The 22,746-nt window shown below is 60.8% G+C and carries 26 protein-coding genes; 9 read left to right on the forward strand and 17 right to left on the reverse strand.

What is annotated here, in order from left to right; translation table 11 throughout:
- Positions 1 to 140: 140 nt before the first annotated feature.
- The 7 genes from mnhG to O3S81_RS14915 are packed head-to-tail and all read right to left on the reverse strand — an operon-like array spanning position 141 to position 6,082.
- On the reverse strand, positions 141 to 473 hold the full coding sequence (mnhG, locus tag O3S81_RS14885; RefSeq protein ID WP_269344296.1) for a monovalent cation/H(+) antiporter subunit G: 333 nt from the start codon (positions 471 to 473) through the stop codon (positions 141 to 143).
- A complete protein-coding gene (locus O3S81_RS14890) occupies positions 470 to 850 on the reverse strand; it encodes a cation:proton antiporter (protein WP_269344298.1) in 381 nt (126 codons plus the stop codon). Before O3S81_RS14890 ends, mnhG begins: the two co-directional genes overlap by 4 nt.
- A complete protein-coding gene (locus O3S81_RS14895; protein WP_269344299.1) occupies positions 847 to 1,326 on the reverse strand; it encodes a Na+/H+ antiporter subunit E in 480 nt (159 codons plus the stop codon). Before O3S81_RS14895 ends, O3S81_RS14890 begins: the two co-directional genes overlap by 4 nt.
- On the reverse strand, positions 1,323 to 2,900 hold the full coding sequence (locus tag O3S81_RS14900) for a Na+/H+ antiporter subunit D (protein ID WP_269344300.1): 1,578 nt from the start codon (positions 2,898 to 2,900) through the stop codon (positions 1,323 to 1,325). The genes O3S81_RS14895 and O3S81_RS14900 overlap by 4 nt, the downstream gene beginning before the upstream one ends.
- Positions 2,901 to 2,919: 19 nt before the next feature.
- The gene (locus tag O3S81_RS14905) at positions 2,920 to 3,297 is read right to left on the reverse strand and encodes a Na+/H+ antiporter subunit C (RefSeq protein ID WP_003497192.1); all 378 of its coding nucleotides are present in this window, start codon (positions 3,295 to 3,297) and stop codon (positions 2,920 to 2,922) included.
- Positions 3,297 to 3,716, reverse strand: a complete 420-nt coding sequence (locus tag O3S81_RS14910) for a Na(+)/H(+) antiporter subunit B (RefSeq protein ID WP_269344301.1) — start codon at positions 3,714 to 3,716, stop codon at positions 3,297 to 3,299. The genes O3S81_RS14905 and O3S81_RS14910 overlap by 1 nt, the downstream gene beginning before the upstream one ends.
- Entirely contained in the window at positions 3,713 to 6,082 is a 2,370-nt protein-coding gene (locus O3S81_RS14915; RefSeq protein ID WP_269344302.1) for a putative monovalent cation/H+ antiporter subunit A, read from the reverse strand. The genes O3S81_RS14910 and O3S81_RS14915 overlap by 4 nt, the downstream gene beginning before the upstream one ends.
- Before the next feature lie 202 nt (positions 6,083 to 6,284).
- On the opposite strand from O3S81_RS14915, the gene msrB reads away from it, so the two are divergent.
- Both msrB and O3S81_RS14925 read left to right on the forward strand, forming a co-directional pair.
- A complete protein-coding gene (gene msrB / locus O3S81_RS14920; RefSeq protein WP_269344304.1) occupies positions 6,285 to 6,692 on the forward strand; it encodes a peptide-methionine (R)-S-oxide reductase MsrB in 408 nt (135 codons plus the stop codon).
- 118 nt (positions 6,693 to 6,810) lie between these two features.
- Positions 6,811 to 7,437, forward strand: a complete 627-nt coding sequence (locus O3S81_RS14925) for a LysE family translocator (protein WP_269344463.1) — start codon at positions 6,811 to 6,813, stop codon at positions 7,435 to 7,437.
- A gap of 19 nt (positions 7,438 to 7,456) precedes the next feature.
- Here O3S81_RS14925 and O3S81_RS14930 read toward each other — a convergent pair whose 3' ends face one another.
- The 5 genes from O3S81_RS14930 to O3S81_RS14950 all read right to left on the reverse strand — a co-directional run bounded on the left by O3S81_RS14930 (position 7,457) and on the right by O3S81_RS14950 (position 10,144).
- On the reverse strand, positions 7,457 to 7,954 hold the full coding sequence (locus tag O3S81_RS14930; protein WP_269344306.1) for a GNAT family N-acetyltransferase: 498 nt from the start codon (positions 7,952 to 7,954) through the stop codon (positions 7,457 to 7,459).
- Between the two features lie 103 nt (positions 7,955 to 8,057).
- Positions 8,058 to 8,726 (reverse strand): PAQR family membrane homeostasis protein TrhA, encoded by a 669-nt coding sequence (gene trhA, locus O3S81_RS14935; RefSeq protein WP_269344308.1) that lies wholly within the window; start codon positions 8,724 to 8,726, stop codon positions 8,058 to 8,060.
- A gap of 330 nt (positions 8,727 to 9,056) precedes the next feature.
- Entirely contained in the window at positions 9,057 to 9,377 is a 321-nt protein-coding gene (locus O3S81_RS14940) for a TraR/DksA family transcriptional regulator (RefSeq protein ID WP_269344309.1), read from the reverse strand.
- Positions 9,378 to 9,437: 60 nt separating this feature from the next.
- The gene (locus O3S81_RS14945) at positions 9,438 to 9,848 is read right to left on the reverse strand and encodes a universal stress protein (protein WP_269344310.1); all 411 of its coding nucleotides are present in this window, start codon (positions 9,846 to 9,848) and stop codon (positions 9,438 to 9,440) included.
- Between the two features lie 47 nt (positions 9,849 to 9,895).
- A complete protein-coding gene (locus tag O3S81_RS14950) occupies positions 9,896 to 10,144 on the reverse strand; it encodes a hypothetical protein (RefSeq protein ID WP_269344312.1) in 249 nt (82 codons plus the stop codon).
- Here O3S81_RS14950 and O3S81_RS14955 point away from each other — a divergent pair.
- Positions 10,127 to 10,987: a VOC family protein gene (locus O3S81_RS14955; RefSeq protein ID WP_269344315.1), complete on the forward strand. Its 861-nt coding sequence runs from the start codon at positions 10,127 to 10,129 to the stop codon at positions 10,985 to 10,987. The two genes, O3S81_RS14950 and O3S81_RS14955, sit on opposite strands and share 18 nt — an antisense overlap.
- An 84-nt stretch (positions 10,988 to 11,071) precedes the next feature.
- On the forward strand, positions 11,072 to 12,256 hold the full coding sequence (locus O3S81_RS14960) for an AI-2E family transporter (RefSeq protein WP_269344317.1): 1,185 nt from the start codon (positions 11,072 to 11,074) through the stop codon (positions 12,254 to 12,256).
- A 183-nt stretch (positions 12,257 to 12,439) separates the two neighbouring features.
- Here O3S81_RS14960 and O3S81_RS14965 read toward each other — a convergent pair whose 3' ends face one another.
- From O3S81_RS14965 to O3S81_RS14980, 4 genes are all read right to left on the reverse strand, one after another.
- Positions 12,440 to 13,525 (reverse strand): bifunctional transcriptional activator/DNA repair enzyme AdaA, encoded by a 1,086-nt coding sequence (locus tag O3S81_RS14965; RefSeq protein ID WP_269344320.1) that lies wholly within the window; start codon positions 13,523 to 13,525, stop codon positions 12,440 to 12,442.
- A 270-nt stretch (positions 13,526 to 13,795) separates the two neighbouring features.
- Positions 13,796 to 14,521 (reverse strand): polysaccharide deacetylase family protein, encoded by a 726-nt coding sequence (locus O3S81_RS14970; RefSeq protein WP_269344321.1) that lies wholly within the window; start codon positions 14,519 to 14,521, stop codon positions 13,796 to 13,798.
- 62 nt (positions 14,522 to 14,583) lie between these two features.
- The gene (locus O3S81_RS14975; protein ID WP_269344322.1) at positions 14,584 to 15,492 is read right to left on the reverse strand and encodes a dihydrodipicolinate synthase family protein; all 909 of its coding nucleotides are present in this window, start codon (positions 15,490 to 15,492) and stop codon (positions 14,584 to 14,586) included.
- Positions 15,493 to 15,597: 105 nt separating this feature from the next.
- Positions 15,598 to 15,999, reverse strand: a complete 402-nt coding sequence (locus O3S81_RS14980; protein WP_269344323.1) for a DUF930 domain-containing protein — start codon at positions 15,997 to 15,999, stop codon at positions 15,598 to 15,600.
- A gap of 233 nt (positions 16,000 to 16,232) precedes the next feature.
- Here O3S81_RS14980 and O3S81_RS14985 point away from each other — a divergent pair, with 233 nt between their 5' ends.
- The gene (locus O3S81_RS14985; RefSeq protein ID WP_269344324.1) at positions 16,233 to 18,332 is read left to right on the forward strand and encodes a S9 family peptidase; all 2,100 of its coding nucleotides are present in this window, start codon (positions 16,233 to 16,235) and stop codon (positions 18,330 to 18,332) included.
- 279 nt (positions 18,333 to 18,611) lie between these two features.
- Here the strand turns inward: O3S81_RS14985 and O3S81_RS14990 are convergent, their stop codons facing one another.
- A complete protein-coding gene (locus tag O3S81_RS14990; protein WP_269344325.1) occupies positions 18,612 to 18,827 on the reverse strand; it encodes a hypothetical protein in 216 nt (71 codons plus the stop codon).
- Here O3S81_RS14990 and O3S81_RS14995 point away from each other — a divergent pair, their 5' ends adjacent.
- The 4 genes from O3S81_RS14995 (at position 18,828) to O3S81_RS15010 (ending at position 22,739) form a co-directional block, all read left to right on the forward strand.
- Positions 18,828 to 19,838 (forward strand): ABC transporter substrate-binding protein, encoded by a 1,011-nt coding sequence (locus tag O3S81_RS14995; RefSeq protein ID WP_269344326.1) that lies wholly within the window; start codon positions 18,828 to 18,830, stop codon positions 19,836 to 19,838. It abuts the gene before it with no gap.
- A 250-nt stretch (positions 19,839 to 20,088) separates the two neighbouring features.
- Positions 20,089 to 20,997: an ABC transporter permease gene (locus O3S81_RS15000; protein ID WP_269344327.1), complete on the forward strand. Its 909-nt coding sequence runs from the start codon at positions 20,089 to 20,091 to the stop codon at positions 20,995 to 20,997.
- Positions 20,990 to 22,087 carry a quaternary amine ABC transporter ATP-binding protein gene (locus O3S81_RS15005; protein ID WP_269344328.1) on the forward strand — a complete coding sequence of 366 codons (1,098 nt, stop codon included), beginning with the start codon at positions 20,990 to 20,992 and terminating at the stop codon, positions 22,085 to 22,087. The genes O3S81_RS15000 and O3S81_RS15005 overlap by 8 nt, the downstream gene beginning before the upstream one ends.
- A gap of 364 nt (positions 22,088 to 22,451) precedes the next feature.
- Positions 22,452 to 22,739 carry a hypothetical protein gene (locus tag O3S81_RS15010; protein ID WP_269344329.1) on the forward strand — a complete coding sequence of 96 codons (288 nt, stop codon included), beginning with the start codon at positions 22,452 to 22,454 and terminating at the stop codon, positions 22,737 to 22,739.
- The last annotated feature ends 7 nt before the right edge of the window (positions 22,740 to 22,746 follow it).

Here is a 22,746-nt window from a genome sequence, read left to right on the forward strand (position 1 = left end):
ACAGCAAAAGTCAAATTCCTAGTGTCAATTTTTCAGTTCAAAACAGTCTAATTTGAATACAAAAAATCACGGGTAATAAAATACTATGCCAAGTAGTAATTGAAAATGAATACCCCCAATTATTGGGGGGATTTTCAACTTCAAATTTTCTTCGTCTCATCAACTACCGATTTAACAGCCAGCGGATAACCTGCCTTGTGCGCGGCCATGGCAAGAAGATGTGCGGAGACCGGCGCGGTCAGGACAAAGAAGAAGAAACCGGCCAGAGCCCGCGCCAGGGTCGATAGCTCCATGGAGTGGATGCCGACGGCCAGAAGCAGCAGGCCGGACCCCACCGTTCCCGCCTTGGAGGCCGCGTGCATGCGCGTGTAAACATCGGGCAAACGATTAAGCCCGATTGCCGCGACCAGCGAAAAAAGGGCGCCCGAGACCGTCAATACCGCAACGAGAAGTGCCATAATCCAGCCCATCATCGCCTGCCCTTTCCGCCATTCACACCTGTTTCCATAGGTTTTTCAGAAGCTTCCGCCGCCCGCTCTCCATCGAGCACCGCCTTCGACCTCCGCCGGCCATCCGCGCCGCGCGACAGCACGAAGCGGGCGAAGGCGACCGTTGCCAGGAACCCGACCAGCCCCAGCGCAATGGCGATATCGACATAGAGGGTAAAGCCGGTGCGGATGGCGATCACCGCGATAAAACCGATGGCAATGCCGACCAGCATGTCTAGCGCAACGATGCGATCCGGCAAGGTGGGACCGACGACAACACGATAGACCGTCAGCAAAAACGCGGCCGAGAGGACAACCGATGCAAGTATAGTTGCAATTGAAACTATCTGTTCCGGCATCATGGCTGAAATGCCTCCATGATCTTTCTTTCGAAGCCGTTTTTAATGTCGTTTTTCGTGGCTTCAATATCGCTGCAATCGATCGCGTGTACGTAAAGCGTCTTTCTGTCCGCCGAAACATCGACAGAGAGCGTGCCCGGTGTGAGCGTGATGAGATTGGCGAGCAGCGTAATCTCGAAATCCGTCGTCACCGTCAGCGGATAGGCAAAAATGCCGGGCTGGACCTCGAGCTTCGGCCGCGTCACCAGCACCGCCACCTTCCAGGCCGAGAGCGCCAGTTCCTTGAAGAACAGCAGCACCAGCGACAGTACGCGGGAAAGCTTGAGCCAATGGTTCTGCCCGCCCGGCAGCTGGTGGCGGATCAGCCCCAGCGCCAGCGTCGAGACGATGAGGGCAAAGACGATGTTCGCCAGCGTGATGCTGCCCGTCACGGCAAGCCATACGGCAACGAAAAGCAATTGCACGACATAGAGGCTCATGGCTTGCCCCCTTGCGGAAAGACCGACTGAATATAGGCCTGTGGGTCACCAAGGCCCGCCGCGGCCTGCTGGCTGAGATTGAGCAGGCTTTCCGGAAACAGGCCGAAGAATACCACCAGCAGCGTCAGCCCCACCAGCGGCGCGAAAGACGGGGCGGCCGGAGGCGATGCAGGCTGCAAGGCGGGCCGGGCGGCGGATGCTGCAACCGGACGCCAGAAACACAACAGGAATATCCGCCCGAAGGCGATGGTGGCGATGAAACCGGAGACGAGGATGGCGGCGGCGAGCCACCAGGCGCCTATATCGATCGCCGACTTGACCAGAACTGCCTTTGGCCAGAAGCCGGAAAAGGGCGGCAGGCCGGAGCCGGCGAAGAACAGCGCCAGCGCCAGCGCGGAAAACCACGGGGCCTGCCGGTAAAGGCCGCCAAGCGTGGCAAGGCTGAAGCCGCCACCGAGACGGGCGGCATGGCCGGCGGCGAGATAAAGCGCCGTCATCAGCACCATGGAATGCAGCGCGTAGAAGATCGCGCCCGTGACGGCGGAGGGCGTGCCCATGGCGATGCCGGCCATCATGTAGCCGATGCCCGATATGACGATATAACCGAGCATGCGGCGGATATCGTTCTGGGCAAGCGCGCCCATGGCGCCCAGCACCATGGTGAGCGCAGCGGAAACGGCGATTACGATGCTGAGCTCTTCCCGCTCCACCGGAAACAGCATGACCATGACGCGCAGCAGCGAATAGATGCCGACCTTGGTGAGCAGGCCACCAAAGAGCGCGGAAACGACGATGCGCGGCGTGTGGTAGGAGGCGGGCAGCCAGAAATTCACCGGGAAGGCCGCCGCCTTCATGGCGAAGGCGAGCGCGAAGAGGCTCGCAAGCGTCATCAGCGGCGCGGTGCCACGCAACTCCGTCGCCTTGCGCGCAATATCGGCCATGTTGAGCGTGCCGAATATGGCATAGAGATACCCGACCGTGATCAGAAACAGCGTCGTGCCGATGAGGTTCAGAACGGCGTATTTCAGGGCACCGTCGATCTGTTCGCGGGTGGAACCGAGCACGATGAGGCCGAAGGACGAGATCAGCAGCACCTCGAACCAGACATAGAGGTTGAAGATATCGCCGGTCAGGAAAGCGCCGGTCACACCCGCCATCAGCAGCATCAGGAAAGGATAAAAACCGTAACGCCTGCCGCTGGCGTCGATATCGCTGCCCGCATGGATGGCGCCGGCCAGCGCCACGATGGCGGCGGCGAGCGACAGCAGCGCGCCGGTGAGATCGGCCGTGAAGGCAATGCCGAAGGGCGGCAGCCAGCGGCCCATGACCATGGTGAATGGGCCCTGCGTGGCAACCTTCCAGAGCAGCGCGGCATCGAGGATCACCAGCAGGGCAAGCGCGGCAACAGCGACAGCCGCATGGTGGCGGATGGCGTGGCGCATCATCATCAGCACCGCACCTGCGCCGATGCAGAGGGCGATGGGCAGGATGATCAGCCAGTCGGCAAGCGGCACGGGCGCCATGACGAGTGCGGCGGAAAGATCGGTCACTACGGAAGTGGTGGAAGAAGCCATGTCGTCTCAGCCTCGCCGCTCAATAACCGAGCGGCGGCAAGGGCTCGCCAGCGGGTTCTGCGGTGCGCATTTCATCCGTGTCGTCGGTCTGCAATTCCTGGAAGGCACGCCAGGTCAGAACCAGAAGGAAACAGAAGAAGGAAAAGGAAATCACGATTGCCGTGAGGATAAGCGCCTGCGGCAGCGGATTGGCGGCACCTGCCGGCAGCGTATCCATGCCCGCCGGAATGATCGGCGGCACTTCCCGTGTCAGCCTGCCGGCCGTGAACAGGAGCAGATTGACCGCATTGCCGAGAATGGCGATGCCAAGCAGCATGCGAATGCTGTGACGCGACAGCATGAGATAGATCGCCACCGAAAAGAAGATGCCGACGAGAATGGAGAAGACCGCTTCCATCAGTCGCTTTCCCTTTCTTCCAGCGCCAGCGCAATGGAGGTGATGGCGCCGACCACGACGAGATAGACCCCGATATCGAAGGACATGACGGTGGAAAGCGGCACCTCGACCCCGAACAGGCTCGGATAGACCCAGAGGCCGGTCATGAAGGGCACGCCGGCGGCCATGGAGACAAGGCCCGAGAGCATCGACAGCAGCAGCCCCGCGCCTGCAATGGCCAGCGGATGAAACAGGATGGCGCGCCGTACCGCCGTGACACCATAGGCGATGCCATAGATCGCCAGCGCCGAGACGGCGATCAGCCCGCCGATGAAGCCGCCGCCCGGCTCGTTATGGCCACGCAGCAGCACGAAGATGGAAAACAGCACCATGAGGCTTGTGACAACCGGCGCGACGGTGCGCAGGATGAGCGTGTTCATGCCCGCGCTCCCTTCTTTTTCGCCGTCTTCGCCGGTCCCTTGGGGACGGCGGCAGGGCGGATGCGGATGAGCGCGAGAATGGCAAGACCGGTAATCATCACCACCGCGATTTCGCCGAGCGTATCCGTGCCGCGGAAATCGACGATGATGACGTTCACTACATTCGCCCCATGGGCGATGACCTTGGAATAGGTGTTGTAGAAATCCGTCAGGCGGTTGTCGAAGCTCGCCTCGGTCGCGCGCATCAGGAACAGGGCAAAGCCCGCTCCGCAGGCAATGGCGATGGTGCTGTCCAGCAGCTTCTGGCCGAGGCCACGATGGTCCGATGGCGACAGGCGCAGCCGCGTCATCACCAGCGTCAGGATGACGACCGAGAGCGTCTCGACCATGAATTGCGTGAAGGAGAGATCGGGCGCGCCGAACAGCAGGAAGATAACCGCCACCGCAAAGCCCTGAATGCCGAGCGCGATGATGGCGGTGAGCCGGCTCGACGCCGTCAGGACGGCGATGAGGCCCGCCACGGCAATGGCGATGAAGGTCAGCTCATGGACCGGCATATCGCGCGGCCATGACGGCATGGATGGCAATTCGCCATAAAGGAACAGCGGCACGAGCAGCACGGCCGCGATGACGGCGAAGGTGGCGGTGACGTAAAATTCCAGCCGGCCCGGCTGGATGCGCCGGGTGATGTGGAACGAGACTTTCACCAGCATTTCGATGAAGACGTCAAAGCCCCTGTCCGGCCCGGCCCCCAGCGCCTTGAAGGTACGGTCGATCAGGCTGCGGACCGTGGAAAGCTGCGTGTAAAGGGCGATGCCGAGCGCGATTGTCAGCAGCGACAGGCCAAGCGGCACGCCGATATGGGGAATGAGAGAGATTTCCACCGGGCGCGGCTCACCTGCTATGGCGCTTGCCATGGGGGTGGAGATGTAAAAATGCGCGATGCCGGTAAAGAGAGCGATGGTGAGCCCCTTCAATGCCAGAAGCGCCGGGCCGAGCCAGAGCAGCAGCGGGCCCTCATGCGCCTGTTTCGGGGTTTTTACAGGCTTGCCGAGGAAGGGCTTCAGGGCCACGGCGAAGGCGATGGCGAACATCAGGCCGTTGCCGAGAATGGCGATGCCGGTGAACAGCACGGCGCGCGGATTGCCATGCGCCAGCGCGTAATAGATCTCTTCCTTGGCGAGGAAACCGAAAAACGGCGGCAGGCCGGCCATGGAGATGGCTGCCGCGAGCGCCGCTGCGAAGGTGATGGGCATGGCCTTGCGCAGGCCGCCAAGCTTCGTCACGTCGCGCGTGCCAGTCTCGTGGTCGATGATGCCGGCGACCATGAACAGCGCGCCCTTGAACAGCGAATGCGCCACCAGATAAAGCACCGCCGCCTCGATGGCATGATCCGAGCCGAAACCTGTCAGCATGACGAGCAGGCCGAGCGAGGAGACGGTGGTATAGGCAAGCATCAGCTTCAGGTCTGTCTGGCGCACGGCCAGCAGCGCGCCGGTGAGCATGGTCAAGCCGCCGAAGAAGGGCAGCAGGATCTGCCAGGCGGCGGTATCGCCAAGCACCGGGTTGAGACGCATCAGCAGATAGACGCCAGCCTTCACCATGGTGGCCGAATGCAGATAGGCCGAGACCGGGGTTGGCGCTTCCATGGCGTTGGGCAACCAGAAATGGAACGGAAACTGCGCCGATTTCGTGAAGGCACCGCCGAGGACCAGAAGCAGCGCCGCCAGATAAAACGGGCTGTCGCGCAGGATATCGCCGCCGCGCACCAGCATTGAGAGTTGCGTCATGCCGCTGATATCCCAGATGAAGATCAGCCCGGCGAGCAGCAGCAGACCGCCGCCGCCCGTCACCACCAGCGCCTGCAGCGCGGCCCGGCGCGAGGCGGCGCGCTCATGATCGAAACCGATCAGCAGGAAGGAGGTGATGGAGGTCAGTTCCCAGAAAACGAACAGCATCAGCAGGCTGTCGGAGACCACGACGCCCAGCATCGCGCCCATGAACAGAAGCAGGAAAGAGAGAAACCGGCCCTGCTGCGGATGGCCCTTCATGTAACCGCCGGCATAAAGCACGATCAGCAGGCCGATGCCGGTGATCAGCAGCGCGAAGGTGAGCGACAGGCCATCGAGGAACCAGGAGAAGCTGAGATTAAAGCTTGGCACCCAGGCATAACCGCCCGTCACCACGCCGCCCGCCGCGATCTGCGGCAGCATCAGCGCGAAATGCACGAAGGCGAGAGCCGGCGCTATCGCAACGATCCATGCGGCATTGTGACCGAATCTTTTCACCAGGGCCGGCGCGGCAAGCGCTGCCAGAAACGGCAGAAACAGCGACAGGAATGTCAGCGCCGTGACATCGGAGGTCATTCACATCTCCCGGGATGTCCCCCACCCCTGCGCGCCAATGAATGGCGTTCTCTTTCAAATCGATTTTTCAGTTAAGGCATAGATAAATGCATCTCAACCCAAATCGACATTCACGGCCCATAACGAACGCGTTATGACAGGCTGCCCCTTTCAATCGGCGGCGGCGATGACTATTTGAGGCGGGAACAGAAAGGATCATTCCATGAGCGATCTGACTTCCCCCAAAGTGACCAAGACCGATGCGGAGTGGCGTGAGCAGCTGACGCCGGAGCAATATCGCATCCTGCGCGAACACGGCACCGAGCGCGCCTTTACCGGCCCCTATTGGGACACATTCCAGAAAGGCCTCTACCGCTGCGCGGCCTGTGACGAACCGCTGTTCCTCTCCGATACGAAATTCGATGCCGGCTGCGGCTGGCCGAGCTATTTCGAGCCCGTCAAGCCCGGTGCCGTGACGGAATATCGCGATGCGAGCCACGGCATGGTGCGCACGGAAATCCGCTGCGCCAATTGCGACGGCCATCTCGGCCACGTTTTCCCCGACGGCCCGCCGCCCACCGGCCTGCGTTATTGCATCAATGGCCATTCGATGGTGTTCGAGCCGGTTTGATGAACGATGCGGTGAAAGGCCGGCTGCCCCTGCCGGCCTTTCACCGCTGAAAAGGTCGTCTCGACAGCCGGACCGGAGAGTGAGATCATCACCGTCTCACTCCTTCCGGATCATCACCATGGCGCTCGAAACCATCCTCATTTTTATTCCCGCCTGCTTTGCCCTGAACATGGCCTTCGGGCCGAACAATCTTCTGTCGATGACGGTGGGCGCGCGCTACGGCATGGCCACGGCGGTGATGGCGGCAAGCGGCAGGCTGGTCGCTTTCGCGGGGATGATCGCGATTGCAGCACTCGGGCTCGGCGCACTTTTGATGGCGTCCGAGATGATGTTCTCACTGATCAAATGGATCGGCGTTCTTTATCTGCTGTGGATCGGCTTCAAGCTCATCCGCTCAAAGGCTGAAGCTACCGCCCCCGATGTATCCTCGGCCAACGGCAATGTTCTCAAAACCTATCTGCGGCAGGAGTTTTTCGTCGCCTCCGGCAATCCCAAGGCTATTTTGATCTTCACGGCCTTTTTCCCGCAATTCATCCAGCAGGACGCCTATTGGCAGAGTTTCGCCACGCTCGGGGCGATTTTCCTTCTGCTCGAGGTGGTGGCCATTGCCGTTTATGCTTTTATTGGCTCACGCCTGTCCGGTCTCATGCGCAATGCGCGAGCCCTGAAGCGCGTCAACCGGATCAGCGGCTCGATGATGATGGCCTTCGGCGTCATGCTCGCCTTCGCCCGGCGTCCGGCCTGAAGGGAACCCGTCCAGCCTGCTAGCCTAATTTCAGCTCCATGCAGGTCAAATCCAGCCAGCGGCCGAACTTGGTACCGACTTCAGAGAACCGCCCGACGACCCTGAAACCGAGGCTTTCGTGCAGGCGGATGGAGGCGGTGTTTTCCGCCTCGATGGCGGCGATCAGAACGTGCACGTCGTTGCCGCTGGCATGGTCGATCAGCGCCTGCATCAGCCGCTTGCCGATGCCGTGACCGCGGGCATCCTTGTGCACATAGACCGAATGTTCGCGGGTGTGGCGATAACCGTCAAAGGCGCGCCAGTCGCCGTAGGAAGCATAACCGGCGACCTTGCCGTCGAGAATGGCGACGATGACCGGGAAACCGCGTGACTTGCGGGCGGCGAACCATTCCTTGCGGTTCTCCAGATCGACCACCACCTCGTTCCAGATCGCCGTCGTGTTCACGACGGCATCGTTATAAATCTCCATGATGCCGGAGAGATCGTCCACGGTCGCGTCGCGCAGTTCCACGCTCATATTGCTTCGCCCTCATATTTCCCAACGAGCGGCTGCGGAAAGGCGGCGGCTCCTGCAACGAGCCTTAAGCGATGACGCCGAGCAATGTCCAGTACGTCGAGCCTTACGACGCCAGGGGAACGAGGCTGAAGGCGGTGACCACGGCGAAATAATGAACCGCAGCGGCGGAAACGACGAAACCGTGCCAGATGGCATTCTGGAAGCGCAGCTTTTCCCAGACATGGAAGATCACGCCGAGCGAATAGATGACACCGCCGGCGACGATGAGCCAGAGCGTGACGGGGGCGAGATGCGACGACAGGGGCTCGACCACCATGACGCCACTCCAGCCCATGGCGAGATAAAGACCGATGGCCACCCGGTCATAACGGCCGGGAAACAGGCATTTCAGCAGGATGCCGCAGAGCGCCGCAACCCAGATGAGACCCAGCATGACGGCGATCAGCGGATCGTTGATGCCGCGCATCAGGAAGGGCGTATAGGTGGCGGCGATCAGGATGAAGATCGCCGAATGGTCGAGCCGGCGCAGGAACCATTTCACCCTGGAATGCGGCCAGATGTTGTAGGTGAAGGACACGGAGAGGCAGGCAACGAGACCGAGACCATAAATCCAGGCGGCGGCGATCGCGCTCAGCGTGCCCCAGGCGGTCGCGTAAAAAATCAGCGCCGTGGCGCCCACCAGCGCAAATACGATTCCAACGCCGTGGACGATGCCATCGGCGACGATCTCGTGAAAATCATACTGGCGCCCGAACCGCCACATCTCGCTCATTGGTCCAATCCCGTCTGCGTGCTTTCATCAAAGCATGGAGACAATATTAGACAGGAACAAGACAGCGGCCGGTTAACGGCAATCAAATTGCGTTCGAGGCTGTTGCGAAAGGAGAGGTCCGCCATAAGTCCCCCACACGAGAGCAATCGTCTGAGGGCGAGCGGATGCCGCTTGTTTCTTCTCCCCGCCGGGGAGAAGTCCGCGGCAGCGGGATGAGGGGCGACGGTAGCGATAGACCGAGAGGTTGCCCCTCATCCGGCCCTTCGGGCCACCTTCTCCCCGGCGGGGAGAAGAAAGGAGCGGCGACGTCGAACCCCTTTTCAACCGCGCTCACAAAGCCGCGGCACATTCCTGACAGAACGGCGTATAGGGCACCGCCTTCAGCCGATCTTCCGAAATCTTCTTGCCGCATTTGACGCAGGTGCCGAAGGTGCCGCTTGCGACGCGGTCCAGTGCCGCATCGATGGCGCGCAGCTCGTCCTGCCCCACCTGCCCCATTTCGTCGAGCACCTCGTCATTGTTGCGCTCGATGGCGCGATCCTCGTCGTCGGGATTGCGCGGCTCCTCGAAATCGGCCTCGATCCTGTGCAGGCGGCGATAAAGCTCGCGCTGGCGGTTTCTCAGGATTTTCTCGTAACTTTCAACATTCATGGTCTTTTCCTCCAGCCCGAGCGGGCGGAAAACCCGCCCGCAACCCTAGACATCACGCCTTTACCGATCGACCAGCACCGAGCATTTGGCGTGGCGCACCACACGGTCGGCGGTGGCGCCAATGAAATAATTGCTGAAATCCGGCGTGTGCGACGCGATGATGATGAGGTCCGCCTTGTGCTCCTCGGCGGCGGCGATGATCTCGCGGGCGGGTGCGCCGCTTCTGATTTCCTGGCTACCCTTGAAACCGGCCCTGGTCCTGAGGTCCGAAAGCTTGGCCTTGGCGTCCTTGATGGCGTTTTCGATGAGGTCGACAGGCAGGTCGATCGCCATGTAACCCGGCAGTTCCTCGACCACGTTGATGAGAACGATCTCGCCATCGGGGTCCAGCAGCGCCTTGGCCTTTTCGAGGATCTTTTCCCCCTTGTCGGTGGCGCTGAGGTCTACCGGTACGATGATCTTCTTGTACATGGCTGTCTCCTTTGGCTTGATCCGCCATTTAGCGTGTCGGGTTAGGCTTATATTTCCCCTTCGGCGCAGCCTTCACCTTGATCGAAGTCAAAGCTGGAGCCGCACCGCACCGGGGCATTGTCAACGAATAGTAGACGGTCAATCGCCACACCGCGATCTTTGCTGAACGACGAAACCAGCCCATATTCGCCTTCGACAAACGCCGCAAAGCGGCGTCGGCCGATATCATCGGCGACCGATCCGCCCCATGGCGCTTCGGATTCAATATGGAGATCATGATGAGTGAAATCAAACAATTCGCCCTGACGCGGCCGGCCTATGTCGGTCAGGCGCATCTCGTCGTTCACGATCTGCCGCGCGTTTCGGATTTTTACCAGAAGATCATCGGTCTTTCCGTTCTCGAAAAGAACCCGAGCGGCGAAGTGCTGGGGGTAAACGGCCAACCGCTTCTGACGCTGTCCACCTCCGACGTCGCCGAGCGCGCGCCGCGCAATGCCGCCGGCCTGTTCCACACCGCATTCCTGATGCCGAGCCGCAATGATCTCGCGCACTGGCTGGCCCATGCCGCACACAACAATGTCCAGCTTCAGGGCGCATCCGACCATCTGGTCAGCGAGGCGATCTATCTTGCCGACCCAGAAGGCAACGGCATCGAGGTCTATCGCGACCGTTCACCCGACGAATGGACCTACCAGCCGGACGGCACGGTGGAGATGGCAACGATCGGCCTCAACCTGCAGGCGCTTTACGACAGCGCGCCGAAAACGGCCTTTACGGGTGCTGCGGACGGCACCGCCATCGGCCACATTCACCTGCAGGTCGGCAATATCCCGCAGGCGGATGAATTTTATCAGGATGTGCTGGGGCTGAAGATCATGGCGCGTTATCCGGGCGCGAGCTTCTTCGGCTCGGGCGCCTATCACCACCATGTCGCCGCCAATATCTGGAACAGCCGCGGTGCTGCGGCCCGCAAGGACAACATGACCGGCCTTTCCGGCTATTCGCTGAAATTCAACGAGGCCGCAGCGCTCGACAGGGCAGTTGCCGCGCTCGACCGGCTGGAAATCGCCACCGAGCGGCAAAGTGACGGGATCGTTTTGAAAGATCCGTGGGGTATCGGGCTAAAGCTTTCCGCCTAAAGCAAAAAAGGGCAGCAGAAATTTACGCTGCCCCGGAACCGCCACATTCTTCGAACGTTTGTCACCTGATTGGGGAGCCGTTCGATGAATGAAAATGCCAGACCGGAAAAGACCGGCACTTTGGTTACCGGCGGAGCCACCGCCGGAACCGTTCCGGCAACAAGAGCGGACCCGCTGGAAACTCCGGTATCCGGCCCGCGCCGCGACGATGCGCGCAGCCAGCAGCCGCTTGGCCGGGAAGCGCTGGATGTGGTCGTCGCCTGGTCGGTGATCGGCATCTTCCTCATCATGCTGATGGCCGTCATCCACGAATTGTCGCTCATCCTCATTCCGGTGGTGATGGCGATCGTGGTGGGCATGATCCTCGGCATCGCCGCCGAAAAACTCGGCTCCTATGGCATTCCCGGTTTCGGCGTCGCGCTCATTCTTTCGAGCCTTGTCGCGGCGGTGATGTTTTTTGTCATCAATTCGCTGACCGAGCCGCTCTCGCTGCTGGCTTCGGAAGGCCCGGCGCTGGTGGAGCGCAGCATCGACCGTTTCCTGCCCTATCTGCAAAGTCTCAAATGGCTGAATATTTCGGCGGCCAGTTTCAGCATGGGGTCGATGTCGATGGAATCGCTGATTTCGCGCAGCGGCGAGATCATCTCCCTGCTCGGTTCCAACGTCACCCCCGCCATCGTTCAGGGCCTGATCTTCCTCGCCGCGCTGCTGATGTTTCTCTATAGCCGGCTACGGCTGCGCAAGGCGATCATCATGGCCTTTCCGGCCCGCCACCAAAGGCTGCGCACCATTCGCATCATCGGTTCGGTGGAAGAGGTGCTCGGCACCTATTTCGCCACGGCGGCGCTGATCTATGCCGGGCTTGGCGTGACGATGGTGATCATCGCCTATTTCGGCGGCCTCGCCATGCCGCTGTTGTGGGGGCTGTTCGCCTTCCTCTCCAGCTTCGTGCCGTTTCTCGGCATCACCGCCATGACGATCTCGCTGACGGTGGCGGGCATCATCACCCATGACAACATTGTTCTCGCGCTTCTGCCGGCCGCAATCTTCTTCACCATTCATCTTTTGATGGAAAACCTCGCCTTTCCGGCGGTTGTCGGCCGCAACATGGAAATCAACCCCTTCCTCGTCTTCGTGATGATCATCTTCTGGACGTGGATGTGGGGGGCTGCCGGCGCCATGCTCGCCCTGCCGCTATCGCTGATCGCCATGACGGTGACGCGGGAACTCTTCCCCTCGCGCCGGGTGGTGCCAAACCTGCCGGATTAAACACCGGCTTTCCGGCCGGAAATGCGACAAAAAAGGAGTTTGAGGGTTTTCGTGATTCGGAGAAAAGCGAAACCGCTCCGGGTTTGAGCTTTCAGGAGATTGTCCGTTGACGGCGGGCATTGGGGTTTACCCCACGCGCCCGCCGACAACCAACAACCTCTTGAAACCCAGCGGCCAGGCCGCTCAGGAAGCGAGCGGCATTCCCTGCATCTGTCCCTGCGCCATGCGGCGCTCGTGCTCGATCAGCCATTTCTTGCGCCACAAACCGCCGCCATAACCGGTGAGGCTGCCATCCGCCCTCAGCACCCGGTGGCAGGGAACGACAATCGCAATCTGGTTGGCGCCATTGGCGCGGGCCACGGCGCGCACGGCGGAGGACCTGTCCATGCTGGTTGCGAGTGAAGAATAGCTGACGATCTGACCCGTCGGGATTTCCCGCAGGTTCCGCCAGACATCGCGCTCGAAGGGCGTGCCATGGCCGGCAAGCCGGGTTTGGAAGGCCGCCGAACTGCCGGCGAAATACGCCTTGAGCTCCGCTTCAATCTGGCCTGTCACCGCCGTCCGGCCCAGCACCATATCCGCGCCGGTGCGGGTCTTCAGCCGTTTCAGCTCGGCCGGAAGGGCCGGCCGATCGGCGAATTCGAGGAGATGCAGGGCATGGTCATCGGCGATAGCGAGCATCGGGCCGATCGGCGTATCGATCCAGTCGCCCTTCAGGAAACCCCTGCCCTTCATGGCGGCGGGCGAGGTGCCGAAGAACTGGTTGATGGCCGAACGAAAACCGCTGCCGGATTCGTAACCGGCATCGATCTGCGCGCCGATCACCGCCTCGCCCGAGGCAAGGCTTTCCGCCGCGTCCCCCACCCGTCGCAGCCGGGCGATTTCCAGAAAGCTCATGCCGAAGCGGCGCTTGAAGGTGCGCCGCACGGTGGAGGGATCATGGCCGAGCGCCACCACATCCTCCTCGCGCCAGCGCCGCGCCGGTTCGTTTTCCAGCGCCGTCAGGAGCGAGGTGACGGTCTCATCGGCGGTGCCATAGGATAACATCGGCTTGCAGCGCTTGCAGGGACGGAAACCCGCCTCCAGACATTCGGCGATGGTCTCGCGGAACCGGCAGTTCTCGATCTTCGGCTTGCGCGCCGTGCAGGTGAAGCGGCAGAAGATCTTGGTGGACGTCACGCAGACATAGGCCACGCCTTCATAGGCGGGGTCCTTGTTCACAAGGGCGGAATAGAGGGTTTCGGTGTCGGGGCGTTTGAACAGCATCATGGGAGGATGCTAGCGCAAATTTCCAGCCCGCGCCGCCGAAAAACGGGCGTGGATGCGGGAGGATTTATCTTCGCCCCCCAGCCATGACGACCGCTGCTTCCAGTGGAGCGAGAGGGTGCGGCATATTTCTTCTCCCCGCCGGGGAGAAGGTGGCGCGCAGCGCCGGATGAGGGGGTTACGGTAAAGAGATGCGGAGAGCTTGCCCCCTCATCTGCCCTTCGGGGCATCTTCTCCCCGGCGGGAAGAAGAAAGAGGCGGCAACGTTTCGGATCAATTTCCCGGAGGCGCGAAGGATGGGTCGTCCAGCCGGGCGAAGATGACGCCACGGGCTTTCAGCGCCAGAAGGCCCTTCACCACACCCTCGCCCGCCTCATGCGTCGGCTGGTTGATGTGGGAGATGATGACATCGCCGTTCCTGGCGGAAGCGATGTGTTTTGCCGTCGCGGCAGCACCCAGAAGCGAGCCGCCATCGCCATTGACGGAATAACCCGCCACCCGCATGCCGAGCCGGTTGATGGTGGCCATGGAGGAATTAGTGTATTTCGCCGTCGCGCCACGGAACCATTGCGGCTGCAGACCGGTGGCCGCGACGATCGCCTGACGGCCACCTTCCACCTCCTGCTCGACCGCCGCTTCAGAACCGGCGGCGGCGATGCCATAGATCGAGACGGGCTTATCGACCGCCGGCACATGGTTTTCGCCGTGATTTTCGATCTCGAACAGATCGGGATGCGCCAGAAGCACGGATAGCGCTTCCCCATTGTGCTTCAGCCAGCGGGCGGTGACGAAGATCGTCGCGGGGATACGCTCCTTCACCAGCGTATCGAGGATGCGGTGGTCGGTCTTGCCCATGCAGGCATCGAGCGTCATCGCCACCCGCACCTTGCCATCATGCTGCGGCGTCATTTTCAGCGATGGCTCGACAAGGCCGTTCCCCGCAAAGGCGGCGGAGGCGGCAGAGGCGAACAGGGCAGCAAGGAGGAAGCGACGTATCATTTTCATTTTCCGCAGTGTCATGCAGTGTATTCCCGTGGCAATCCGCCCGCAAAGCGCCCGAATTATGGCGCGGTTTCCAGCACGGACAGCGCCTCCAGCGCCTCTTCCACCCGCTGGCGCTCCGCGCTGGTGAGCGGCAGGATCGGCCGGGGCGGCTCGCTCACCGTCAGCGAGAGAATATTGGCGGCGGCATAAATCACGCGGATGCTGCCGAATTCCTTGAACAGCGCCCAGAGCGGCTGGAAGGCCACATCGATGTTTTTGACCTCTTCCGCATTGCCGGCCTGGGCAGCGCGCATCAGCCGGAGCGCCGGAACCGGCAGCAGGCCGGCAACCACGCTGTACCAGGTGTCACCACCGGCAAGCGTGGCCTCGGCGCAGCCCCAGTCGCCGCTGTAGCCGATAGCGAAACCATCCGTCAGCTTCGGCTTGAGCCGCGCAAGCTCGCCGGCATAATCGGCATCGGCCGGCAGCGGCATCTTGATGGCGCGGATATTCGGGATATAGGCGAGCCGCACCAGAAGCTCGTCGCTGAAGGTAAGGCGGGTGGTCGTCGGGTTGTTGTAGATGGCGAGCGGCAGCGCCGTCGCACCGGCCACGGCAGCGAAATGGTGGTAAGCCTCTTCCTGCGTCAGCGGCGTATAGGAGACGGGTGCGAGCAGCAGCGCATCGGCGCCGGCCGCTTCCGCATCCTTGGCCAGCGCAACCGCCTCATCGGTGCGCAAGGCGCCGACGCCTGCCATCAGCGTGCGCCTGCCCTTGAGAATGGCGGCGGCGGCCTCGACGGCGCGGCGCCTCTCTTCGCGCGTGAGATACATATAGATACCGGTGCTGCCGAGAATGCCGACGGAATCGACCGCCGCCGCATCCAGCCGCGCGATCAGGGCGGAGAAGGCCTCGACATCGACCCGCCCGGCCTCGTCAGCCGGCGTGATCGGAAAAGCCGAAAGTCCCTTGAATCGTGTCGCCATATCCGTCTCCCTCGCTTCGATCAGCAGGCAGGGTTACAGAGCCGCCGGCGGAGCGGCAAGAAAAGCGGAGGCTAAACGCCTGCCGACAACCGAAAAAATCCTTGCTTAGTCATAAAGATACAACTTCTTCCACTGCTCTTCGGGAATCTTGTCGCCGACCCGGTAATCGAAGGACTGGATGCTGAGGCTGTCGCTCTTCAGCTGGCACTTGTATTTGAGCTTGTACCATTCGCCCGAGCTTCTGAAGACCGCGCCCGGCGCCCTGATGGAATTCTTGCCCACTTCCGGATCACCGAACGTATAGGCGATCACCTTGTCCGGCCGCATGCCCTTCTGCTCGGTCGCTATCCTCTCCATCGCCTCGATATCGCAGCGCTGCTCAAGCCGTTCTTCGGGAGCAAGCGCGTTCAGCTGCCGCATGACGCTGGCGTCGATCGCGAAAGCGGGGGTGAAGGCCTGCAGGCTGAGGAAAAAGGCAGAAAGGGCAGCGGGAAGAAGCTTTCGCATGGGGTCCTGTCAGTTTTTTCGTTTGTTCTTGGCAATTGTCTTAGCAGGTGCGGCAGGCCGGGCGACCGACGCACATCATCGCCGATTTGCCGGATATTGCCAAAATGTGATCGAAAGCTGACGAAATTGTGCCCGAGCTGCATTCCGCCTGTGGAGATTTGAAACTTGATCGGCCGGGAGGCGCGCTCTACATCTGGTGCGCATATCGATTTTCATACGAAAGCGAGTTTCCCTTGCCGATTTTCAAGAATCTCCCCGCTGCCCCGACCGCCGAAAAACGGCCCGTTCAGGACACGCATCACGGCATTACCCGCACCGACAATTATGCATGGTTCCGGGCCGATAACTGGCAGGCCATGTTCAAGGACACCTCCATCCTCGACCCCGCCATCCGCGCCCATCTGGAGGCGGAAAACGCCTATATGGAAGCGGCCATGGGCGACACCAAGGCGCTTCAGGAAAAGCTGTTCGAGGAGATGAAGGGCCGCATCAAGCAGGATGATTCCTCCGTGCCGGTCAATGACGGACCTTATGCCTATGGCACGCTGTTCGTGACCGGTGGCGAACAGCCGCATTATTTTCGCACCCCGCGCGGCGGCGGCGAAAAACATGTGCTGCTGAATGGCGACAAGGAGGCCGAGGGCAAGGATTATTTCCGCCTTTCCGGTCTCGACCAGTCCTCCGATCACAGCCACGGTATCTGGGGTTACGACGACAAGGGCTCGGAATATTTCACCCTGCGCATCCGCAACCTCGAAAGCGGCGAAGATCTTGCCGATATCGTTGAAAACACCGGCGGCGGTGGGGCCTGGGCGCCGGACGGCAAGAGCTTCTTTTATACGCTGCAGGACGAGAACCACCGTCCCTCGAAGGTCTTCCACCACATTATCGGCGAGCCGCAATCGACCGACCGTCTGGTCTATGAGGAAAAGGACCCCGGCTTCTTCATGGGCGTCGGTGCATCCGTGCTCGACGATTTCATCTTCATCGACATTCACGACCATGAGACCAGCGAATATCGCATTCTTTCCACCGGTGACCTGACGGCCGAGCCGAAGGTGGTGGCGGAGCGCGAAGAGGGCATCGAATATTCGATGTGCGAAGGCGGCGACGTCTTCTTCATCCTCACCAATGACGGCGACGCCAAGGATTTCCGCATCGTCGAAGCACCGGTCTCAGCACCGGGCAAGGAAAACTGGAAAGAAGTCGTGCCGCATGAGCCGGGCCGTCTCATTCTTTCCGTCGATGCCTATGCCCGCCATCTCATCTGGCTGGAGCGCCGCGATGGCCTGCCGCGCATCGTCATTCGCGACCGCCGCACGGGCGAGGAGCATTCCATCGCCTTTGCCGAAGAGGCCTATTCTCTCGGCCTGCATGGTGCGGCGGAATATGACACCGACGTCATCCGCTTCTCCTATTCCTCGATGACGACGCCGAGCCAGTTGTTCGATTACGACATGGTGACGCGCGAGCGCACGCTGCTGAAGACGCAGGAAGTACCCTCCGGCCACAATCCGGATGATTACATTACCCGTCGCATCATGGCCCCTGCCCATGATGGCGAGCTGGTGCCGGTCTCCCTGCTCTACCGCAAGGATGTGGCGCTCGACGGTTCCGCCCCCTGCCTGCTCTATGGTTATGGCGCTTACGGCATCACCATTCCCGCTTCCTTCTCCACCACGACGCTGTCGCTCGCCGACCGTGGTTTCATCTATGCCATCGCCCATATTCGCGGCGGCAAGGACAAGGGTTTCGAATGGTACGAGACCGGCAAGATGGAAGCCAAGCAGAACACCTTCAAGGATTTCATCGCCGCTGCCGATCATCTGGTGCAGGAAGGTTTCACCTCCTATGAGGGCATCATCGCCGAAGGCGGTTCTGCCGGCGGCATGCTGATGGGGGCTGTCGCCAATATGGCGCCGGAGAAATTCGCCGGCATCATCGCCGCCGTCCCCTTCGTGGACGTGTTGACCACCATGCTGGACGACACCCTGCCGCTCACCCCGCCGGAATGGCCGGAATGGGGTAATCCGCTGGAATCGGCGGAGGAATATCAGTGGATCGCCGCCTACAGCCCCTATGACAATGTCGGCGCCAAGGCCTATCCGCCGATCCTTGCGCTTTCCGGCCTCACCGATCCGCGCGTAACCTACTGGGAACCGACCAAATGGGTGGCGAAGCTGCGCGAGAACACGACGGGGGAAGCCCCGATCCTGCTCAAGACCAACATGGCGGCGGGCCATGGCGGCAAGTCCGGCCGTTTCCAGCGGCTGGAGGAAATAGCCTTCGAATATGCCTTCGCGCTGAAGGTGGCCGGCAAAGACGCCGTGTGACATCCTGACCGTGAAACGGGCGGCGACAGGGTGGCCGCCCGGACCTCAACAGTGCGAAAATACCCTCAAAAAACCTCTTTCTAAATATTTTTTCTACAAAATCACGAGTTTATTTTCTCTTTAAACTCAGACTTGATATCCATTGGTTTTCTATTTCATTTTACTGAATTACTAAATATACCCGCGTAAATGCGAAATACATTTTATGTATTACGCCAAATCTAAAAACGTTCCGAAAATCGATCGCATGGCTGCGATGCGCCATTTCGCGTTGCAATATCACTTTTTGGCCGTATTATGCCGGTCGTTGACATATTCATGCGCCTTTTCTCCGCCCTTCTCGCGGCAACCCCGCAGCACGTCTTGCGGATATTCTTTCTGCCGGATTTTTTCGGCTTCTCCACGCGCCATGTCAGTTCGCCCTTGGCAATCCGGGCTTTGCAGTGCTCCCGCTTTGCCAACTGAAAACACTGCATCAGACTTGGAGGTCTCCACATGAAGAAACTCCTGGCCTCGACCATTCTCGTAACGGGCTTTACCATCGCTGCCGGTGCAGCACATTCCGCCAAGGCCGCCGAAACGTGCGGCAGCATCACGATTGCCGAAATGAACTGGGCATCCGCCGGTGTCGCGGCTTACGTCGACAAATTCATCATGGAAAACGGCTATGACTGCACGGTCAATGTCGTGACCGGCGACACCATGCCAACCTTCGCTTCCATGAACGAAAAGGGCCAGCCGGACATGGCGCCCGAATTGTGGGTGAACGCCGTGCGCGAGCCGCTCGACGCCGCCGTCAAGGAAGGCCGCATGATCGAGGCTTCCAAGATTTTGAGCGAGGGCGGCATCGAAGGCTGGTGGATTCCGAAATTCATCGCCGACGCGCACCCGGATATCAAGACCGTCGAGGACGCGCTGAAACATCCCGAACTTTTCCCCGCCCCGGAAGACGCCAGCAAGGGCGCCGTGCACAATTGCCCGTCCGGCTGGAACTGCCAGGTAACCACCGCCAATCTCTACAAGGCGCGCGAAGGCGACAAAAAGGGCTTCACGCTGGTCGACACCGGCTCGGCCGCGGGTCTTGATGGCTCGATCGCCAATGCGTTCGAAAAGAAGCAGGGCTGGCTCGGCTATTATTGGTCACCCACCGCCATTCTCGGCAAATACGAGATGGTGAAGCTGGATGACGGCGTCGAACTCGACCGCGCCCATTTCGACGAGTGCACGGCGAAGGTCGATTGCGCCAGCCCGAAGGTGAACGCCTATCCGGTGGCCGATGTCTATACCGTCATTACCAAGGATTTCGAGGGCAAGGCCGGGGTGACGATGGACTACATCAAGGCCCGCAACTGGGACAACAGGATGGTCGCCGAAATCCTTGCCTGGATGAATGAAAACCAGGGCACCAACGAGGATGGCGCGGAATATTTCCTCGAGAACCACGAGGAAATCTGGACGAAGTGGGTTCCGGCCGAGGTGGCGGAGAAGATCAAGGCTTCGATGTGATTGATTGATGGGAGGAGAAGCTTCGGTGGTATCCGGGGCTTTACCCCCCTCTGCCCTACCGGGCATCTCCCCCACAAGGAGGGAGATCGGCTGGGCGCGCTTTCACGCTTCATCCTCAACCATCTAGATGGGCGAGACTTTGCCGCAGGTCGATCTCCCCCTTGTGGGGGAGATGTCCGGCAGGACAGAGGGGGGTGCCCCGCGCACCAACCTCCCCCCATCCCCAAACCCCAAACGGAAAACAACAACAATGCCCCTCTGCACTTACCTGCCGGACATGCTCTGCAAGTTCCCGGCAATCGACAACTCCACGATGCGTGTGGCACGCAAGACCATCGATGACGGTTTTCGCGATGTCGTACGCAATTACGGTGATGCGATCGACGTCATCGTGCATCCGCTGCAGCTTTTCCTTAATGCCTCGGAGCGGCTGTTCATCCAGACACCGTGGATCATCACGATGCTGGTCATTCTCGCCATCGTGCATCTGGCCGGACGCAGCATCAAGATCACCGGCGGCACCGCCATCTCCCTGCTGATGATCGGCGCGGTCGGCCTCTGGCGCGACGCCATGACAACGCTCTCCATCGTCGCCATTGCCACCCTGATCGCCATCGTCATCGGCCTGCCGCTCGGCATCCTGATGGGTCGTTCGGAGCGCCTGCAACGCCTCATCAATCCCGTGCTCGACGTGATGCAGACCCTGCCCAGCTTCGTTTATCTCATCCCCGTGGTGGTGATTTTCGGCATCGGCAAGGTACCGGGCCTGATCGCAGTGGTGATCTATGCCATTCCGCCCGTCATCCGCCTGACCAGCCTCGGCATTCGCCTCGTTGATCGCGAAGTGCTGGAAGCAGCCGATGCCTTCGGCTCCTCCAACGGCCAGAAGCTGTTCAACGTGCAGCTGCCGCTGGCGCTGCCCACCATCATGACCGGCATCAACCAGACCATCATGATGGCGCTCGCCATGGTCGTCGTCGCCTCCATGGTCGGTGTCGGCGGGCTCGGCAAGAACGTGCTGCAGGCCATCAACAACCAGTTCTTCACGGTGGGCTTCCTGAACGGTTTCGCTCTGGTCGCCATCGCCATCATGTTCGACCGGGCGAGCCAGGCTTTTGGCAAGCGCCTGCAGAAATACCGGGAGGTCTCCCATGGCTAAAAGCATCGAAATCAGGAATCTTTACAAGATCTTCGGCAAGCATCCCGAGAAATATCTCGAAGCGGTGCGATCCGGCATGGACAAGACCGAACTGAACGACAGGCACAACCACGTTCTTGGCCTCAACAACATCAACATCACCATGCCGGGCGGCAAGATTACCGTCGTCATGGGCCTTTCCGGCTCCGGCAAGTCGACACTGATCCGCCATATCAACCGGCTGATCGACCCAACGGCCGGTGAAGTTCTTTACGATGGCGAGGATATCTGCGGCATGAGCGCTTCGGCGCTCAGGCAGTTCCGCCGCCACAAAACGGCGATGGTGTTCCAGAAATTCGGCCTTTTGCCGCACCGCACCGTGCTGGAAAACAGCGTCTACGGCCTCGATATCCAGCGCGTACCGCGCAGCAGGAGCGAAGAAAAGGGCCGGTACTGGCTGGAGCGTGTCGGCCTTGCCGGTTACGAGGATTATTATCCGAACCAGCTTTCCGGCGGCATGCAGCAGCGTGTGGGCCTTGCCCGGGCACTTGCCAATGATGCCGATATTCTCCTGATGGACGAGGCCTATTCGGCGCTCGATCCGCTGATCCGCGTCGATATGCAGACCATGCTGCTCGATCTGCAGCAGGAGCTGAAGAAGACCGTGGTCTTCATCACCCATGATCTGGACGAGGCGCTGCGGCTCGGCGACCACATCGCCATTCTCAAGGACGGCGAGGTGGTGCAGCAGGGTGACGGCCAGAGCATCATCCTTTCCCCGGCCGATGGTTACGTCACCGACTTCGTGCGCGACGTCAATCGCGGCCGCGTGCTGCAGGCGACCACTGTCATGGAACCGCTCGAAAGCCGCCCGGAAGGCATGCCGGTGCCGGAAACGGCGACGCTGGAGACCATCGCCCGCGACATGTCCGAAGCCAACGAGACCCAGGCCCATGTGGTGAACGAGGACGGCAAGCCGGTCGGCAGCATCGGGCTTGAGACGCTGGTGGCAGCCATGGTGACGCCCGCACCGCAGGAGACGGTGGCGACGGGTGAGGTGGAGGAGAAGATGCGGGAGCCTGCTGCTCCGGCTGAGAAGGAAACGGCGTGAGCGTGAGTAGGAACCGACCGCGTTACTGCGTTCACGACGTCTAGTGTTTTCGTCATACCGGCCTTGAGCCGGTATCCAGCCAGCCCGGGTCCCTGGGCTGAAAAGACTCTTCGCGACGCGCGGACGCGCGTCGGCTGGATTCCGGCTCAAGGCCGGAATGACGGGAATGGGGTGCCTTTGCTGTCAGCAGCATGAAGCTGCAAGAACAAACACCCTGTGCACTTCTGCATGTTCCCCACGCAAAAACGAAGCACTACTTCGCCGGCTGTCAACCCTTGACCGTCGTTGCAATGCAGCAAGCGCAAGCTTCAGACAAGTCGCCGCCATTAACCATTCGTTAACTTTTGAACGCGGAATCACCAACATGCAGATCGAAAGCAATATTGGCGGATATAATTATCAGGGTCGCATCCGCGACATCGAAAAAGCCGGCGGCGCGCAGAACGCGCCGGAGGAACAGGCCGTGAAACATGGCCCCGGCAACCCCACCGTTTCCAGCACCATTCTCTCCCAGTCGCTGGCCAATGTGTTGTGGGCCGTCGGCAATGGCAGCGCGCCCGCTTATCAGGACACCCCGGCCGCCTCCGCCGAAGACAGGGCGGAAGCACAGGCCGAATGGGTGCGCGGCGCCTATTCGGAATATACCGAATAAGCGATTC

The organism is Agrobacterium sp. SOY23 (genome assembly GCF_027212525.1).
In the GTDB taxonomy this organism is placed as follows: Bacteria; Pseudomonadota; Alphaproteobacteria; order Rhizobiales; family Rhizobiaceae; genus Agrobacterium; species Agrobacterium tumefaciens_I.

Bases quoted from the DNA above. Each gene is read 5' to 3' on its own strand.
- mnhG (WP_269344296.1), bottom strand. From the start codon at position 473: ATGATGGGCTGGATTATGGCACTTCTCGTTGCGGTATTGACGGTCTCG.
- O3S81_RS14890 (WP_269344298.1), bottom strand. From the start codon at position 850: ATGATGCCGGAACAGATAGTTTCAATTGCAACTATACTTGCATCGGTT.
- O3S81_RS14895 (WP_269344299.1), bottom strand. From the start codon at position 1,326: ATGAGCCTCTATGTCGTGCAATTGCTTTTCGTTGCCGTATGGCTTGCC.
- O3S81_RS14900 (WP_269344300.1), bottom strand. From the start codon at position 2,900: ATGGCTTCTTCCACCACTTCCGTAGTGACCGATCTTTCCGCCGCACTC.
- O3S81_RS14905 (WP_003497192.1), bottom strand. From the start codon at position 3,297: ATGGAAGCGGTCTTCTCCATTCTCGTCGGCATCTTCTTTTCGGTGGCG.
- O3S81_RS14910 (WP_269344301.1), bottom strand. From the start codon at position 3,716: ATGAACACGCTCATCCTGCGCACCGTCGCGCCGGTTGTCACAAGCCTC.
- O3S81_RS14915 (WP_269344302.1), bottom strand. From the start codon at position 6,082: ATGACCTCCGATGTCACGGCGCTGACATTCCTGTCGCTGTTTCTGCCG.
- msrB (WP_269344304.1), top strand. From the start codon at position 6,285: ATGAGCGATCTGACTTCCCCCAAAGTGACCAAGACCGATGCGGAGTGG.
- O3S81_RS14925 (WP_269344463.1), top strand. From the start codon at position 6,811: ATGGCGCTCGAAACCATCCTCATTTTTATTCCCGCCTGCTTTGCCCTG.
- O3S81_RS14930 (WP_269344306.1), bottom strand. From the start codon at position 7,954: ATGAGCGTGGAACTGCGCGACGCGACCGTGGACGATCTCTCCGGCATC.
- trhA (WP_269344308.1), bottom strand. From the start codon at position 8,726: ATGAGCGAGATGTGGCGGTTCGGGCGCCAGTATGATTTTCACGAGATC.
- O3S81_RS14940 (WP_269344309.1), bottom strand. From the start codon at position 9,377: ATGAATGTTGAAAGTTACGAGAAAATCCTGAGAAACCGCCAGCGCGAG.
- O3S81_RS14945 (WP_269344310.1), bottom strand. From the start codon at position 9,848: ATGTACAAGAAGATCATCGTACCGGTAGACCTCAGCGCCACCGACAAG.
- O3S81_RS14955 (WP_269344315.1), top strand. From the start codon at position 10,127: ATGAGTGAAATCAAACAATTCGCCCTGACGCGGCCGGCCTATGTCGGT.
- O3S81_RS14960 (WP_269344317.1), top strand. From the start codon at position 11,072: ATGAATGAAAATGCCAGACCGGAAAAGACCGGCACTTTGGTTACCGGC.
- O3S81_RS14965 (WP_269344320.1), bottom strand. From the start codon at position 13,525: ATGATGCTGTTCAAACGCCCCGACACCGAAACCCTCTATTCCGCCCTT.
- O3S81_RS14970 (WP_269344321.1), bottom strand. From the start codon at position 14,521: ATGATACGTCGCTTCCTCCTTGCTGCCCTGTTCGCCTCTGCCGCCTCC.
- O3S81_RS14975 (WP_269344322.1), bottom strand. From the start codon at position 15,492: ATGGCGACACGATTCAAGGGACTTTCGGCTTTTCCGATCACGCCGGCT.
- O3S81_RS14980 (WP_269344323.1), bottom strand. From the start codon at position 15,999: ATGCGAAAGCTTCTTCCCGCTGCCCTTTCTGCCTTTTTCCTCAGCCTG.
- O3S81_RS14995 (WP_269344326.1), top strand. From the start codon at position 18,828: ATGAAGAAACTCCTGGCCTCGACCATTCTCGTAACGGGCTTTACCATC.
- O3S81_RS15000 (WP_269344327.1), top strand. From the start codon at position 20,089: ATGCCCCTCTGCACTTACCTGCCGGACATGCTCTGCAAGTTCCCGGCA.
- O3S81_RS15005 (WP_269344328.1), top strand. From the start codon at position 20,990: ATGGCTAAAAGCATCGAAATCAGGAATCTTTACAAGATCTTCGGCAAG.
- O3S81_RS15010 (WP_269344329.1), top strand. From the start codon at position 22,452: ATGCAGATCGAAAGCAATATTGGCGGATATAATTATCAGGGTCGCATC.